Raw genomic sequence first — 16,599 nt, forward strand, 5'->3', positions numbered from 1 at the left:
GTTTACTCTTATACAGTACAGCCTATTTGCATCGTCCGTGATTTATGTTTAATGGATAAACCCCTCCGGACCGCCGTCTTCAGAAATGTCAGACAGCACTCGGCCTGCTTGCTCATTTGATTGCTCGGCCAACGAAAGATCGCCGAGCGTAACAATGCCGACCAGTTTTTTATCCTTTGTGACGGGAATTCTTCTGAGCTGATGTTCAGCCATCAAATGGAGCACCTCCTCCACAGAGGCGTCTTCTTCTGCACTGATAACCCGCTCTGTCATTGCGTCGGTTATTTTTTGAGAGTTCGGCTTTTTTGAAGCAATTCCCCGTAATACGAGATCTCTGTCTGTCACGATCCCGACAAGTGTGGCGCCGTCTTCATCCACTATCGGAATGGCGCCGACATCTGCGTCTTTCATCTTCACCGCAGCTTCATATACATTATCTAATACTGTACAATATTGCAAGTCTGACGTCATGAGCTTATTGATCTTTGTCATTGCGGAATTCCTCCTTTTTTCTGCTACTATTGTCGTCAAATTTTTCTTTTTGCATACTTTCACCGTATGAATCATTGAAAGTGTAACGCTTTCATACTATGATTGTCAGGAAAGGGCATTTTTAAAAGGAGGGGGAAGGTTTGAAGTTTGAAAACAGCGGTCTTGAAGGGGTAACAGCGGAGCTCAGCCGCTTGAATGATCTGATGGAAGGTAAAGGGCTCATTCTGGCTGGACAATGGGATTATGAAAGAGTGACTTACGACAAAAAGTTTTCAGTACCTGAGGGGACATTTTATCTGCGGATTCAAGGAACGGCAAAAGAGGGCGATGTCGGCGGCAGCCGGGCCGTGATTCAGCTGAAGGCCCCTCTTTTAGGAAAGCATTATTATCCGCACGGCGTAGAATACGGCAGCGCTGAAGAATTTCCGGAACATGTCGTCGCTGAAAGCAAAGCTTTACTGCTTGAATTGGAAGAGTCATTAAAAACAGTGCAAATGTAATAAAAAAGTACAGCATATTCTGCTGTACTTTTTTTCATGAGACGGTATGCTCGATATACGGCGGCTCTGACAGCGTATCTTTTTCCCGTTCCGTTCTGACCCACTGAAAAAAGATGACAGCCAAATATGTTCCGTAGACCGCCTCTTGAATGATTTTCATCAGTACTGCCCCAAGCTGCTGATCTTCCAGAGGAGGAAGCGTGTTGAACATCTCCGGTCCGGATAAAGGGATCTCCTCCAGCAAATCTAAAGGAACGCAAAGCTTCATTGCTTCGGCCCAAGCCGCCGGATCTGTATACGTGGCATACATGGGCGCCCCGCTGAACATAATGAGCGCGCAGGCCGGCGTTAACAGAATCCCGTCTGCCATAATATACCCCAGCTTCATTAAACCGCTGAGACGGGGCAGACCGTCCACCTTATGCACAAGCGGCCACCACATAAAAAACGCCGTTACAAAGATGAGTCCGTTCATCAGCGTGTGATACAGCGAATCCGTTTTGACGAAATCAAATATAAACGGGATGTGATACAGTGAAAAAATACCGTTAAACAGCACTAATGCGATAAGCGGCATTGAAAAGAACGAAAACAGCGGCTTTACGACAGGACGGAAGATCAGTTTTTTCCATGCCCAGCCGGGAATTCCGGAAATCAACAGCGGCGGTACGACTAAAAACAGAACCGCCATCTGCGTCATATGGGCGCTGAACATCACATGGCCCAATAAATCAACCGGACTTCCCGCAGCCGCGTAAAAAAATAGCGCGGAAAGCACAAACAGCACCTTTTCCTTAGCGGACACACGTCCTTTATGCCGGCTGCACCAGTAAAAGTAAACACCTGTTATCACGGCAGTTATACAAAACAGATACGGGCTCCACATTGCGCGAAACCCGAACATTTCCAAATTAATCAAATCTCTCACTCCCCGCCGTCCCGATTACCACCAAATAATCGTGACAAATGCAAGCACGGTGATAAACGCGACAAATATTCCCGAATACAGAAATAATGACGGCGCTTCATGCCCCTTCTGGCTCATATGCATAAAGTAAAACAGCTGAAAGATGACCTGGATGACCGCAAGCAGGATCAGAAACGGCATCGTAAACCATCCGGCAATGCCGTCTGCAGCCACCGTCAAAAACGCGACAAGCGTAAGACCGATCATCAAGCCGAAGGATATGACCTGATATTTCATCTCCTCGGCATTTTTCTTTTTTCGATATTCGAGATCCGTACTGACAGTCCCTCTGTTTTTGTTATCGTCCATCGTTATCCCACCATCCCCATCAAATATACAACGGTAAAGATAAAGACCCACACGACATCGATAAAATGCCAATATAAGCTGGCCACATAATATTTCGGCGCATTATAAAGGCTGAGCCCTCTTTTTGCATTCCGGATCATCAGCGCGCTGATCCACAACAGCCCGAACGCCACGTGTGCTCCGTGTGTGCCGACGAGCGTGTAAAACGCTGAGCCGAGCGCAGAGCTTGTAATGGTAAAGCCGAATTCGTGAGTGTAATGCATAAATTCATAGATTTCTACCCCTAAAAATCCTGCTCCCAATAAAACGGTAACCAAAAGCCACACCTGCATTTTTTTAAAGGAGAAATTTTTCATATGATACATCGCATACACACTCGTTAAGCTGCTCGTTAAAAGAAGCATCGTCGCGATAAATACGATCGGCAGCTCAAACATCTCAGCTGTTGACGGCCCTCCGGCTTTAGATTCCCGTAAAGCAAGGAATGTTGCAAATAGCGAGGCGAACAGAACCGTTTCCCCGCCGAGAAACAGCCAAAATCCCAAAAACTTATTTTTCCCTTCCAGCGTTGCTTTTTCAGGAGAAGCCGGAAAGGTTTCAGCCGTCATTTTTTCCTGCAGCTGCATTACGCCTTCACCCCTTTATCATCATTCGGCAGATCTTCTTTGTGAATATGATAGCCGTAATCATCGACCACAGAGCGAAGCAGCATGGTAAAGAATGTGATGCCGAGCCCTATGAAGATAACCGGAAGCCCCCATGAATAATCGGAGTGGTATAAAAACCCGAACGCTGCGACAAACAGCCCGAAAGATATGATAAACGGCATGATGGAGCCGTTCGGCATATGAATGTCCTCTACAGGCTCTGCAGGCGCCATCCCTTCATTTCCGGCCTGCTTTTCAATCCACAGCGGGTCAAGTCCCCGGACAAACGGAAGCTGTTTAAAATTATATTCCGGCGGCGGCGAAGAGACCGCCCATTCAAGCGTACGACCGTCCAGCCACGGGTCGTTCCCGACGTATTTCCCCTTTATTGAGGTATAAATAATATTGACGACGAGTAAAGCAGCCGCGCCCGCCATGAAAAACGCGCCGATTGAACTGATCAGGTTTCCAGTATCAAGCCCCTGGCCGGGCAGATATGTGTAAACGCGCCGCGGCATTCCCATCAAACCGAGGAAATGCTGAATGAAGAAGGTAAGATGAAACCCGATAAAAAATAAGACGAACGAAATTTTCCCCATCGTTTCATGAAGCACCTTCCCGAACATTTTCGGCCACCAGAAATGCACGCCCGCCAGGATGCCGAACACAACGCCGCCGATAATGACATAGTGGAAATGCGCTACGACAAAATACGTATCGTGGAACTGATAATCTGCCGCTGCGGCCGCCAGCATGACACCCGTGACTCCTCCGAGTACGAAAGAAGGAATAAAGGCGACGGCATACAGCATAGGCGTCGTGAATTTGACATTTCCTCCCCAGATGGTCAAAAGCCAGTTGAAAATTTTAATGCCCGTAGGCACCGCGATCGCCATCGTCGCAACCGCAAATATCGCATTAGCGATCGGTCCGAGTCCCGTCGTAAACATATGGTGAACCCAAACCATGAACCCGAGAAAGCCGATCAGCACGATAGCAAAGACCATAGACGAATAACCGAACAGACGTTTCCTCGCAAATACGGGAATGATTTCTGAAAAAATCCCAAAGGCGGGAAGAATTAAAATGTATACTTCCGGATGCCCGAAAATCCAAAACAGATGCTCCCAGATTATCGTATTGCCGCCCAATTCAGGATTAAAGAAATTCGTTCCGAACAAACGATCCAGCATCATCAGCGCCAAACCGACGGTGAGCGGAGGAAATGCGAATAAAATGAGTGCCGACGCCACAAATGTCGTCCACGTAAACAGCGGCAGTCTCATATACGTCAAACCCGGCGCCCTCATATTAATAATCGTGGCGAGAAAGTTGATCCCCGCAATCAGCGTACCTAAGCCTGATATTTGCAGGCCGAGCACGAAAAAGTCTATGCCGTGCCCTTTCGAATTCAGCGCAAGCGACGCGTACGACGTCCAGCCTGCATCAGGAGCGCCTCCTAAAAACCAGCTCAGATTCAAAAAGATGCCTCCGAAGAAAAACAGCCAAAATCCGAGCGCATTCAGAAATGGGAACGATACGTCACGCGCCCCGATCTGAAGCGGCACAACCGCGTTCATCAGCCCGAATAACAGCGGCATCGCCGCCAGGAAGATCATTGTCGTGCCGTGCATCGTCATAATTTCATTAAACTGCTGCGCACCCATAAAATCGTTCCCCGGCCTCAAGAGCTGAATCCTGATAAGCATGGCCTCAAGTCCGCCGACGACGAAGAAAAATCCCCCGGCGATCATATATAAAATCGCGATTTTCTTATGGTCAACCGTCGTCAAATAATCCCAAAGCAAAGAGCTTTTTCTTTGCTGTCCTGTAAGCGTATTCATCATTTACGACCTCCCCCCTGATATCTCCCTGTCCTCACTTGTTCTCCGCTTTCAGCCCTTTTAAATATTCATACAGCGCATCCGTTTCAGCGTCCGAGAGCTTCGGATAAGTGCCTGTCATTTTATTGCCCGGTTTAATGCTGTCCGGATTTTTCAGCCAGGCTTTTATATTCTCTTTATTCGCATCCTTAATGCCGGCCACTTTGACCCGTTCACCGAAGGTAGCGAGGTTCGGAGCCGTTCTTGCCGCTTCAGCCCGTTTATCATTGGGCTCAACCGCATGACAGCTCAGGCAGTTTTTTTCCTTAAACAGCTCTTCTCCTTGCGCGGCTAAACCGGAGTCTGTTGTATGCTTATAATTTTTCATCGCTTTCGTCCATTGTTTAAATTCTTTTGACGGCAGCGGCTTCACTTTGAAATCCATCAGCGCATGTGAAGGTCCGCACAGCTCTGCGCATTTCCCGAAGAAATATTCTCCCGCTTCTTTGCTGCGTTTAGAATCGAAGGTCAGAAAGAAAGTATTGTCATTATCCGTATTCGTATCGATTTTTCCCCCGGCTGACGGAATCCAGAAAGAGTGTTTCACATCTGAGGACTTCAGCTTGAAATAGACGCGTTCATCTGTGGGAACGATCAGCTCCTGACTTGTCACAAACCCGTAATCAGGATACTCGAATTCCCACCAGTATAAATTCGCCCTTACATTAATCACGAGCGCATCCTCTGCTTTACGGTTTTTCTTATCCATCGGCGACGTATCCGCCAGCGCCAATGTATCGATGACAACCGGAATGACAAGAATAATCAGAAGCAGGATCGGAATAACGGTCCAGGTGATTTCTAAAAAACGGTTCCCCTCCACCTGTTTCGGTATCGTGTCTTCCCCTATACGCGACCGTCTGAATCTCACAATGACGTAAAAGAAAATAACTGCTACGACCGCAACGACGACAACCATGATAAGTGTGCTGAGCACCGTCAGATCATATTGTTTATCAGCCACTTCGCCGGCAGGCTTGAGCGTGGACAGAAACGGTTTTCCACAGCCGCTCAATAAAAGCGGCATTAAGGCTAATAATGATAAAAGACGCCAACGCTTTAACATTTCACCCAACCCCTTTTTTGAATCAGTACGAGATGCACAAGCAGTAAATCTGCTTCCAGCCGAAATACTTCTTTTCCTCATTTCTTAAAATATGAGATTTTTTACTTAAAATTCCATCTATGTATAAAAGCAAAGCCGCCTGATTAAACAAAAGGTCAAGGCGGCGTTTACTAGTTGTCATTGTTTGTTTTGGCGATCAAACAAGCTCATTATTCAATTAAAACAGCGTAAAGACCACCATCGCTACAAAATAAATGGTCATGTAATTAAGCGAATAGACAAACATAAGAGTTGCCCACTTCATGATGTTTTTCATGCGGAATCCCATCAGTCCGAGAACAAGCCATCCGACATTCAGCAAAGTGCCGAGAATGACGATCGGAAGACCGAGACTGCCGAGGAAAAACGGAAGCGGCAGCAGGCATGCGACCCAGACGATAATCTGTCTTTTCGTCACTTCAAAGCCGTGCACTACTGGAAGCATCGGAATATTCGCTGCTCTGTAATCTTCCGTCTTCTTAATCGCAAGCGCTAAAAAGTGCGGAATCTGCCAGATGAATAAAATCATGAATAAAACCCACGCGACAACACCGATGTGCCCTTCAACCGCTGTCCAGCCGATTAACGGCGGCACGGCGCCTGATACACTTCCGACAACCGTATTAATCGTATAACGGCGTTTGGTCCACATTGTATAAAGAACAACGTACGTAAACACGCCGATAAAACCGATGACTGCTGCCATCACGGTGGTCATCAAAAGCATGATAAGTCCTAAAGCAATGAGTAAAATTCCTGACCACAGCGCTTGATTCGGCTGAATCTTTCCGGTTACCGTCGGTCTTACTTTCGTGCGTTCCATTAAATGATCAATATCACGGTCGTAATAGTTGTTAACCGCACAAGAACCGGCGATGATCAAAGAAGATCCTATTAATGTAAGAAGCACGGTGTTTAAATTGCCTAAAAAACTCAGACCGGATATATGTAACGCAAGCCACATGCCGGTAAAAGTCGTAATTAAATTCGAATTGACGATTCCTATTTTGATAAGCGAAAGGAAATCCTTCCATGCCGTCGTCTCTTCAATCTGTCCGTCTATAGCTGTATCGTTTAAAATTCTGGAATTAGCCATAACGTAAACCTCCCTTACAAACCTAAAGCAGGTTTTTTAAGACCTGCAACTCTATCATACAAGATAATGACCTGTAAAAAAACATCCTCTTAAATATTAAACGAGAAACAGGAATTTATTTGTGAACTTTTTATGAATTTTACCAAATCCGCCGGTTTCATAATAAAGCGGTTACTTTATTTCTATCAGACCCATCTGGAATAATCAACCCCATTATCTAAGAAGTCCTGATTCTATTATATTTTTGTGAACAAACAGAATTGAGAATTGCCACAAAACACATATTCGCTTACACTTGGTACGTATATCATTTTGTCCAGTTTGTTAAGAAGGTGAATGTAAAATGAATAAAGCTTTGAAAGCGCTCGGCGTGCTGACGACATTCGTTATGCTCGTCGTGCTGATCGGCGGCGCTCTTGTCACAAAGACAGGATCGGGTCTCGGATGCGGAAGGCAGTGGCCGCTTTGCCACGGCCGGTTTTTCCCGGAGCTTAACGCCGCTTCTATCATTGAATGGAGCCACAGACTCGCAAGCGGTGTCTCAATCGTTCTCGTGCTGAGTCTCGCTTTTTGGGCATGGAGAAAAGTCACGCCTGTTTTCCGTGAAACAACCTTTCTCGCCATTATGTCCATTATCTTTTTATTTTTACAGGCGCTTCTCGGCGCATTAGCGGTTGTTTTCGGATCAAATGCGCTCGTTATGGCGCTTCATTTCGGCATATCGCTGATTTCTTTCGCTTCTGTTCTGATTTTGACGCTGCTCATATTCGAAGCTGATAAATCAGACAAAAAGCTCGTCAAGCCGCTCAGAATCGGCAGAAAAATGCAGTTTCATATGATCGGCCTTTCGATTTACACGTATATCGTCGTTTATACGGGGGCTTATGTACGCCATACGAAATCAAGCCTTGCCTGCCCTGACGTTCCGCTTTGCAGCAGGCTGAATCACGGGCTTCCGTCCCATTTTCAGGAATGGGTGCAGATGGGCCACAGAACGGCAGCGCTGCTTCTGTTCGTATGGATTCTTGTCGCTTTTGCACATGCGATGCGCTCTTACAAAGACCAAAAACAGATTCTTGGGGGCTGGATAGCGGCTGTTGCCTTTGTTGTATTACAGGCGCTCTCCGGAATCATGGTTGTTTATTCAGAAATGGCCACCGGCTTTGCACTTGCCCATTCGCTCTTTATTGCCGGCCTGTTCGGCGTCTTATGCTATTTCTTATTATTAATCGCCCGCTTCCGCTATGAATCAAAACAGCGGAACATCTGAGGCACATGAAAAGGCCGAAGCATTAGAGCTTCGGCCTTTACACATAAAAAACCTGATCGCACACGGGGGCGGATCAGGTTTTTTTAGGTTCATTTTTTACGCTTTTTCAATTTCGATCAGTAAATCGCCTGTCTGAATCGGTTCACCGTTTTTCACATGAATCTGCTGTATCGTCCCGGAGAACGGCGCCTGTACCGTCGTCTCCATTTTCATCGCTTCATTAATCATCAGATGATCGCCTTTATTCACCTTTGCCCCGGTTTCCGTTAACAATTTAATGACGGTTCCCGGCATGGATGCCGCAATGTGGCTCGGGTTTGTCCGATCTGCTTTTAATTTTTCCTGTACGGACGATTTAATGCTTTCATCTTTAATGACCACCTCGCGCGGCTGGCCGTTCAATTCGAAATAAACGACACGTGTCGCATCTGGCTGCGGTTCACCGATAGATACAAGCTTCACGATCAGCGTTTTTCCGCGCTCAATTTCCACTTCGATTTCTTCACCGAGTGTCATGCCGTAGAAGAAAGTCGGTGTGTCCAATACGGAAATATCACCGAAGCGTTCCGCCGTTTTAACATATTCAGTAAACACCTTCGGATAAAGAGCATACGCGATTGCGTCCTGATCACTCAATTCCATCTGATGCGTTTCTTTCCATTCTTCTTTAATACCTTCAAAAGATACCGGTTCAAGCAGCTCACCCGGTCTTACCGTGATCGGCGTCTGTCCTTTCAGAACGAGCTTTTGCAGTTTTTCCGGAAATCCGCCGTGCGGCTGGCCGATCTGCCCTTTAAAGAGCTCTACGACTGAATCCGGAAAATCAAGCGTTTCGCCTTTACCATAAACATCTTGTTCTGTTAAATTGTTTTGCACCATGTAAAGCGCCATATCTCCGACGACTTTGGAAGAAGGTGTTACTTTCACGACGTCGCCGAACATGCGGTTGACGACGCTGTACATGTCTTTCACCTCATTCCAGCGATCACCCAGGCCGACTCCTTTTGCCTGCTGCTGCAGATTACTGTACTGGCCGCCCGGCATTTCATGATTATAAATCTCAGTATGCGGAGACTTCATCCCGCTTTCAAATTCACTGTAATACTGACGGACGGATTCCCAGTATTGCGACAGTCTTTCCACCTGCCGGACATCCATTTCAGGACGGCGGCTGTTTCCTTCAAGGGCATGATAAAATCCGCTTGCGCTCGGCTGTGAAGTCAGACCCGCCATTGAGCTGACGGCGACATCCACGATGTCCACACCCGCTTCAACAGCTTTGGCATAGAGAAAGACGCCATTGCCGCTCGTATCATGCGTGTGAAGATGAACGGGAATATCAATCGTTTCCTTCAGCGCTGAGACAAGTTCGTATGCGGCTTGAGGTTTCAAAAGACCGGCCATGTCTTTAATGCCGAGAATGTGGGCACCAGACGCCTCAAGCTCTTTCGCCATAGAAAGATAATATTGCAAATCATATTTCGTCCGGGTCTTATCAAGAATATCTCCCGTGTAACAAATCGCAGCCTCCGCCACTTTTCCGGTTTCACGGACGGCATCGATGGCCAGCGTCATCCCTTTTACCCAGTTCAGGCTGTCAAAGATCCGGAATACGTCAATACCTGACTCCGCTGACTGCCGGACAAATTTTTGGATGACATTGTCCGGATAGTTTGTATAACCGACGGCATTTGATGAACGAAGCAGCATCTGGAACAATGTGTTCGGCACTTCCTTGCGAAGATCTTCAAGGCGTTTCCAAGGGTCTTCTTTTAAGAAACGGTACGCTACATCAAATGTCGCGCCTCCCCACATTTCAAGGCTGAACAGTTCAGGCCACAGGGCAGCCGTAGGATTCGCGATTTTTTTCAAATCATTGGATCTGATCCGGGTTGCAAGCAGGGACTGATGGGCATCCCTGAACGTTGTATCGGTCAGGAGCACGGATTTTTGCTCTTTCACCCAGTCAGCAAGCCCCTCAGCGCCTCTTTCATCAAGGATCTGTTTCGTACCGCTTGCCGGCTTTTCCCCGATACCTAACGTAACGGTCTGAGGCTTATCAAATGCAGGTTTTTCTTTTTTTCCGATTCCCGGAAAACCGTTCACCGTGACATTGCCGATATAGGAAAGCATTTTTGTTCCGCGGTCCTTCTGTTTTGGGAAAACAAACAGCTCAGGCGTTGTGTCGATAAACGATGTGTCATATTGGCCCGTCAGGAATTTTTCATGCTTTGCCACGTTTTCAAGAAACGGAATATTGGTCTTAATGCCCCTGATCCTGAATTCCTGCAGGTTGCGGACCATTTTCGCTGATGCCTGTTCAAACGTCAGCGCCCATGTCGACAGCTTGACGAGCAGTGAATCATAATAAGGCGTGATGACGGCGCCCTGGAAGCTGTTTCCCGTATCAAGGCGGACGCCGAAGCCGCCGCCTGAGCGGTAAGCCATAATTTTACCCGTGTCAGGCATAAAGTCATTCAGCGGATCTTCAGTGGTCACACGTGATTGTATCGCATACCCGTTTGTAAAAATGTCTTTCTGCTCAGGGATATTGACGGCACGGCTGTGCAGTCCGTGGCCCTGCGCCACGAGGATTTGCGTCTGAACGATATCAACCCCCGTTATCATTTCCGTAATCGTATGCTCCACTTGCACGCGCGGGTTCACTTCAATAAAGTAAAATTCACCGCCCGCTACGAGAAACTCCACGGTCCCTGCGTTGATATAGCCGACATTTTTCGCAAGCGCCACAGCCGCTTCACAGATTTCGTCCCTTAATTCAGGCTGCAAAGATACACTAGGCGCCACCTCAATGACCTTTTGATGGCGTCTCTGAACGGAACAGTCCCGCTCATACAGATGGACGACATTGCCTTCTTTATCTCCGATCACCTGAACTTCAATATGCTTAGGATTTTCGATCAGTTTTTCAACATACACTTCATCGTTTCCGAATGCGGCTTTCGCTTCTGATTTGGCCCGCTCAAACGATTCTTTCAATTCGCTTTCGTTTCGGACGATTCTCATTCCGCGGCCTCCGCCTCCGAGCGATGCTTTAATAATAAACGGAAATCCGTGGACTTTTGCGAATTGTTCGACATCTTTTAATGTTTCAGCCGGTCCGTCACTCCCCGGAATAACGGGGATGCCGGCTTTTTCTGCCTGCTCCCTCGCCTTTACCTTATCTCCGAACATATCCAAATGCGCTGACGTCGGTCCGATAAATACGATGCCCTCTTCTTCACAGCGTCTCGCAAATTGGATATTTTCAGAGAGAAATCCGTAGCCCGGATGAATGGCATCTACGCCGTTTCTTTTTGCGATCTCAATAATCCCTTCAATATCAAGATACGCATCAATCGGTTTTTTGCCTTCTCCCACTAGATAAGCTTCATCCGCTTTATAGCGATGATAGGAGCCCGAATCTTCTTTTGAATAAACGGCTACCGTTCTGATGTTCAATTCTGTGCACGCCCGGAAAATCCGAATCGCAATTTCTCCCCTGTTTGCTACTAACACTTTTTGGATGGATTGTTGTGACAAACTTTTCTCCCCCTTGGCCTAATAAATATGTAGTTTATAATAAAGGAATATCCGTCCTGTGTATACACTTGTTTTTTAGAGATACACAGATTTTTCCGTCTGCCGTCTTTTTACCCCCTTAGACGGAACGGGCTCCCTCTTTTTCTTCTTTTCTGAGTACTTGACATGCATGCTGACATTCACCAATATACCGGCGCTCATTAATAACAACAACATTGATGAGCCCCCGTAGCTGATAAACGGCAGCGGAACACCTGTGATCGGAATTAAACCGCTGACACCGCCGAGATTGATAAAGGTCTGAATCGCAATCATGCTGGATATCCCGATTGCCAAAAGGCTCCCGAACGGATCTTCACATTTTCTCGCAATATAAAAACCTTTTAACACGACAAAAGCCAGCAGCACAATGACAAACAGCACGCCGAAAATGCCGAGCTCCTCTGAAATAACCGCCATAATAAAGTCTGTATGCGATTCAGGCAGATAACCGTATTTTTGAATGCTTTCTCCAAGACCGAGACCGAAAAAACCGCCTGAGCCGATCGCATAATACGAATTTATAATCTGCAGGCCTGATGTGCTGGCGTATTTAAAGGGATTTTCAAGGCTTTCAAACCGGCTCATACGCCCGGGTGTCAAAATATCGTCCCATTTCAGATAGATGATCGGGCTGACAAGGAGCAATACGATTCCCGCCATGAGAACCAGCCTGAGCAGGGTTCTTCCGCTGAATCCCGAACACATAATGACGCAAAACGCGATCAGGCCGATAATCATCGCCGTTCCGAAGTCAGGCTGAATGGCGATAAGCGCACAAATGACTACGGTGACGATCACCGGCGGTGCAACCCCCGTCAAAAGCTGATCGATATAGCTTTGTTTCTTTGCGTATACCGCGGCTAGGTAGAGTATCAGGGTCAGCTTGACAAATTCCCCCGGCTGAATGGCCATTCCGCCGATTTTAAACCAGCTTTGCGCATTTCCGGCAACATGTCCGAAAACAAACAGCGCGCAAAGCGCAGCCACTGACGCAAGCAGTATGAATTTCTGAATCTTTTGATGGGCGAACACTTTGTACGGAAAAACGGCCGCGATGATAAACAGCACAAACCCTGCGAGGACGGCGAACAGCTGCCGTTTAAAGAAATAGTCGCTGCTCACGCCGTAACGCATAACGGCGGTAATCATGCTTGAGCTGTATACCATTACCAATCCGAAACAGCACAGCAGAATGATAGCGCATATCAATGAATAATCGTAAGATTTTAACATCCTTTTAAACATAACATCCTCTTTCCTGCTTAAAGCTTACGTTTAATACCTATAGCGTATTATATTTTACTATAATTCATAAACAATTTACGCAGTTTCTTTATAGTTTTTCGGATGAAATGCAGATTAAGAGACCGTCTTACGAAAAGAAGATGCAAAAAAAACGGTTTACGGTTATAAAAAAACCCAAACCGTTGAATAGTTTGAGTTTGATCATTTATTTTCCTGTAAACGCGTCATGCAAAGCAGACAGTTCTCTTTCAAGTCTGTCCAGCAGCTCTTTGCCGTCGTTTTCGTCAACTAATCCCAGGCGGACAGCAAAATCGATTTCCCTCGACAGTCCGAACATCTGAGTATCCAAGACCTCTTCATACAGAGGACATTGAGGCATCGTTAAGTTATCCATTTGTACTCGGATCAGCTTCAAAATCTTCTCAGCATCTAACTTCAACAGCTCGAATGCTTTCTGCTGATGGTCAACTATAATCTCTGAAGCCAAAAGTATCCCTCCGTTCCCCAGGCGAGTACCTAATTCTTCTATTTATCATAAAGGGTATCAGATGAAATTGCAAGAGGATTTAAGCAGATGTTATGATAAAAAATGTTTCAAAAAATACTCAGCCTGTATTTCTCAGACATGATTTCCAAAAGCTTCACACCCGCGATGCTGTTGCCTTTTTCATCAAGCGCCGGGCCGAATATACCGATTCCGAAGTTGTACGGCGAAATGCCCATGATCCCTCCCGAAACGCCGCTTTTAGCTGGAATGCCGACCTTAATCGCGAATTCCCCGCTCGCATTATACATGCCGCATGTCACCATAAACGTCTTGCAGATTCTCGCCACATCTTTTTTAATGACCTGCTCCCCGGTTTCCGGATGCTTGCCGTCAAGGGCGAATACACAGCCGATTTTGGCTAAATCCAGACTGCTCATCTTAATCGCGCACTGTTTTGTATACAAATCCATGACCTCTTCTACATCGCCTTCAAAAATGTCATACTGCTTCATGTAATAACACATGGCCCGATTAATCATGGATGAACTGAATTCCGATTCCGCGACATGTCTGCAATATGTAATGTCCTGATTATTCGCAAGTCTTCTGATGAATCCGAGCAGGTAATCCAGGCGGTCTTTCGGCGAATGCCCTTTAATGAAACCCGTAACGACGAGAGCGCCCGCATTAATCATCGGATTTAAAGGCTTGCCCGGATTCACTGTTTCAAGCTTAATCATGGAATTAAACGGGTCGCCGGTCGGCTCCTGACCCACGCAGCTGAACACCTTTTCCTTTCCGTAATCCATCAGTACGAGCGCCAGAGAAAGCACTTTCGAAATGCTCTGCAGCGTAAATGTCCGGTCGGCGTCTCCTGCCGTCAGACATGTATTTTCCGCATGATAAATCGTGACCGAAAGGCTGTCTTGTTCAGATTCAGCCAGAGCCGGAATATAGTCTGCCACTTTGCCTTCTTCGGTCCTTTTTTTCGCTTCCTGAACTAATGCGTCCAGCTCTTGGTAATGCCGGCATACCATGTCGATCATCCTCACTTCGCTGCCGTTGTATACATCTAATTTGCGACGCAAAGTGACAATTCATGCGAAAACTTTTATACTTTAAGTAAAGGGGGGCTTCACCATGAGCGTTATTCAAGTAAAAGGCAATGTTACATACCCGATTACAATTGATCCGAGTGTCTGGATTTTCGATGACCGTAAGTTTCCGTTTGAAAAAAATCAGCCTGTTCATCCGGACGGCTCTGCAGAAACCCAGGAGCATACGCTTGATCCGGAACGGGTGATCAGAGAAGGGCGCATTTCGCCGCCGACTTTAAAAAGCGAAAAACGTTATGAAAAAGAAAGACTGATGAACGGCAGCTTCGCCATGAAGCTCGGCGCTGTTTTAGCAAATGCCGAGCCGAAAGAAAGCGCTGTCCTGTGCGCATTTATTTCAAAATCAGAAAGAACCGAAGTGGCGCTCGAAAAGGCGATGGACGCAATCGCGCATTTCAGCGATGCAGGGAAACCCCTTCAAGACGGCGGCCCGGTCCATTTTTACGTGGACGGAGACTTTGAAAACCCGATAACGGGCGTCACAGAAATCGAAGTTTTATAACAAATCGGCGGCGAGCTGTGCAAGGCCGGATCTCTCACCTTTCACAAGCTTCACGCTGCCGGAGACGGTTTGTTCTTTAAACCGTTCTACAACATAAGCAAGTCCGTTGTTTAAACTGTCTAAGTATGGGTGATCTATTTGCTCCGGATCGCCCATCAGGACAATTTTGCTGCCCTCTCCCACCCGAGTCAAAAGCGTTTTGACCTCGTGCCTCGTCAAATTCTGAGCCTCATCAATAATAATAAACTGATCCGGAATGCTTCTTCCCCGAATGTATGTCAGCGCCTCCACCTGAATCGATCCGATTCCTGCCAAAATCGCTTCAAGTTCACCCGGCTTTTTCGCATTGAATAAAAATTCAAGATTATCAAAGATCGGCTGCATCCACGGCTTGAGCTTTTCCTCTTTTTCGCCCGGCAAATATCCGATATCCTTTCCCACCGGGACGATGGGACGCGCGACGATCAGTTTTTTATAAATACCGAGATCCTCCGTCTGCAGAAGCCCTGCCGCGAGAGCAAGCAAGGTTTTTCCCGTTCCCGCTTTTCCGATCAGGGTGACAAGCGGGATATCTTCCCTCAGCAGGAGTTCAAGCGCCATTGTCTGCTGGACGTTCTTCGGCCTGATACCCCATACGTGCTCATCATCGAAAACGAGTCTTTTTACGGTCTCGCCTTTCTTATCTGTCATGCCGACCGCAGACGAAGATCCTCCTAATTCATCTTTCATCAGCACAAATTGATTCGGATAAACCTGATGCTGCTGAAGCTCCTTGACTGAAATTTGTTTGTCTCTATAAAACGAGGCAAACCGCTCTTTATTCATAAATATATCTTTGTACCCGCTATATATTTCATCATGGTCAACGACTCTGTCGTTTAAAAAGTCCTCCGCCAAAAGCCCGATGGCATCCGCCTTTACCCTGACAAGCACATCTTTGCTGACCAGGATGACGAGGCGGCCGTTTTCTTTCGTCTCCTCCTCAAGGCTTAAATTTTTTGCCACCGCCAAAATGCGGTTATCATTCGTTTTTTCGATAAAAATTTCTTGGAGCTGGTGAAATGACCGGTGGTTCAGTTCAATTCTGAGCGTTCCTCCGCTTTCAAGCGGAACTTTCTCGTGCAGCCTTCCTTTCTCCCTGAGCCCGTCTATCAGCTTAGATACGTGCCTCGCATTCCTCCCGACCTCGTCCATATACCGCTTTTTTGAATCGACCTCTTCCAGCACGACGGCGGGGATGACAACTTCGTTTTCTTCAAAGGAAAAAATGGCGTTAGGATCCTGCAAAAGTACATTCGTATCTAACACATAAATTTTACTCAAGTCTCAGCCTCCTGAAATAAGGATCAAAGCCCATCGTGTGCTTCTCTTTCCGCGAATAACGGGGATGCCTGCT

The 16,599-nt window shown here is 46.8% G+C and carries 15 protein-coding genes; 3 read left to right on the forward strand and 12 right to left on the reverse strand.

The features are described from left to right. Window positions 1-48 precede the first annotated feature (48 nt). Entirely contained in the window at window positions 49-492 is a 444-nt protein-coding gene (locus ABK447_RS13050) for a CBS domain-containing protein (RefSeq protein ID WP_017417724.1), read from the reverse strand. Between the two features lie 140 nt (window positions 493-632). Between ABK447_RS13050 and ABK447_RS13055 the strand changes: the two genes are divergently transcribed. After that, window positions 633-992: a YugN family protein gene (locus ABK447_RS13055; RefSeq protein ID WP_007409688.1), complete on the forward strand. Its 360-nt coding sequence runs from the start codon at window positions 633-635 to the stop codon at window positions 990-992. A 34-nt stretch (window positions 993-1,026) separates the two neighbouring features. Here ABK447_RS13055 and ctaG read toward each other — a convergent pair whose 3' ends face one another. The 6 genes from ctaG to cyoE form a co-directional block, all read right to left on the reverse strand. Then, window positions 1,027-1,911, reverse strand: coding sequence for a cytochrome c oxidase assembly factor CtaG (gene ctaG, locus ABK447_RS13060; RefSeq protein ID WP_020953993.1), 885 nt, complete (start codon window positions 1,909-1,911; stop codon window positions 1,027-1,029). 24 nt (window positions 1,912-1,935) lie between these two features. Beyond that, window positions 1,936-2,268, reverse strand: a complete 333-nt coding sequence (gene ctaF, locus ABK447_RS13065; protein ID WP_007409686.1) for a cytochrome c oxidase subunit IVB — start codon at window positions 2,266-2,268, stop codon at window positions 1,936-1,938. A gap of 2 nt (window positions 2,269-2,270) precedes the next feature. Further along, entirely contained in the window at window positions 2,271-2,894 is a 624-nt protein-coding gene (gene ctaE / locus ABK447_RS13070) for a cytochrome c oxidase subunit III (RefSeq protein ID WP_003154482.1), read from the reverse strand. Beyond that, complete coding sequence (ctaD, locus tag ABK447_RS13075; RefSeq protein ID WP_007611227.1) at window positions 2,894-4,762, reverse strand: cytochrome c oxidase subunit I; 1,869 nt, start codon at window positions 4,760-4,762, stop codon at window positions 2,894-2,896. The genes ctaE and ctaD overlap by 1 nt, the downstream gene beginning before the upstream one ends. 31 nt (window positions 4,763-4,793) lie before the next feature. Beyond that, window positions 4,794-5,864, reverse strand: a complete 1,071-nt coding sequence (coxB, locus tag ABK447_RS13080) for a cytochrome c oxidase subunit II (RefSeq protein ID WP_100001416.1) — start codon at window positions 5,862-5,864, stop codon at window positions 4,794-4,796. Window positions 5,865-6,081: 217 nt separating this feature from the next. Next, complete coding sequence (gene cyoE, locus ABK447_RS13085; RefSeq protein ID WP_003154486.1) at window positions 6,082-6,999, reverse strand: heme o synthase; 918 nt, start codon at window positions 6,997-6,999, stop codon at window positions 6,082-6,084. Between the two features lie 343 nt (window positions 7,000-7,342). Here cyoE and ctaA point away from each other — a divergent pair, with 343 nt between their 5' ends. Continuing rightward, entirely contained in the window at window positions 7,343-8,269 is a 927-nt protein-coding gene (gene ctaA / locus ABK447_RS13090; RefSeq protein WP_072589067.1) for a heme A synthase CtaA, read from the forward strand. A gap of 96 nt (window positions 8,270-8,365) precedes the next feature. Here the strand turns inward: ctaA and pyc are convergent, their stop codons facing one another. From pyc to glsA, 4 genes are all read right to left on the reverse strand, one after another. Next, a complete protein-coding gene (gene pyc / locus ABK447_RS13095; protein ID WP_100001414.1) occupies window positions 8,366-11,812 on the reverse strand; it encodes a pyruvate carboxylase in 3,447 nt (1,148 codons plus the stop codon). A gap of 75 nt (window positions 11,813-11,887) precedes the next feature. Beyond that, a complete protein-coding gene (locus ABK447_RS13100) occupies window positions 11,888-13,099 on the reverse strand; it encodes an FtsW/RodA/SpoVE family cell cycle protein (protein WP_100001412.1) in 1,212 nt (403 codons plus the stop codon). A 205-nt stretch (window positions 13,100-13,304) separates the two neighbouring features. Beyond that, window positions 13,305-13,586: a YlaN family protein gene (locus ABK447_RS13105; protein ID WP_003154494.1), complete on the reverse strand. Its 282-nt coding sequence runs from the start codon at window positions 13,584-13,586 to the stop codon at window positions 13,305-13,307. A gap of 107 nt (window positions 13,587-13,693) precedes the next feature. Next, window positions 13,694-14,623, reverse strand: coding sequence for a glutaminase A (gene glsA / locus ABK447_RS13110; RefSeq protein ID WP_012117487.1), 930 nt, complete (start codon window positions 14,621-14,623; stop codon window positions 13,694-13,696). Window positions 14,624-14,726: 103 nt separating this feature from the next. On the opposite strand from glsA, the gene ABK447_RS13115 reads away from it, so the two are divergent. Further along, window positions 14,727-15,203, forward strand: a complete 477-nt coding sequence (locus tag ABK447_RS13115) for a hypothetical protein (protein WP_038463864.1) — start codon at window positions 14,727-14,729, stop codon at window positions 15,201-15,203. Here the strand turns inward: ABK447_RS13115 and ABK447_RS13120 are convergent. Further along, window positions 15,198-16,526, reverse strand: coding sequence for a PhoH family protein (locus ABK447_RS13120; protein WP_015239795.1), 1,329 nt, complete (start codon window positions 16,524-16,526; stop codon window positions 15,198-15,200). The two genes, ABK447_RS13115 and ABK447_RS13120, sit on opposite strands and share 6 nt — an antisense overlap. Window positions 16,527-16,599: the final 73 nt, after the last annotated feature.

The sequence above is a fragment of the Bacillus sp. hwrm1 genome (assembly GCF_040207805.1).
Taxonomy (GTDB): Bacteria; Bacillota; Bacilli; order Bacillales; family Bacillaceae; genus Bacillus; species Bacillus velezensis.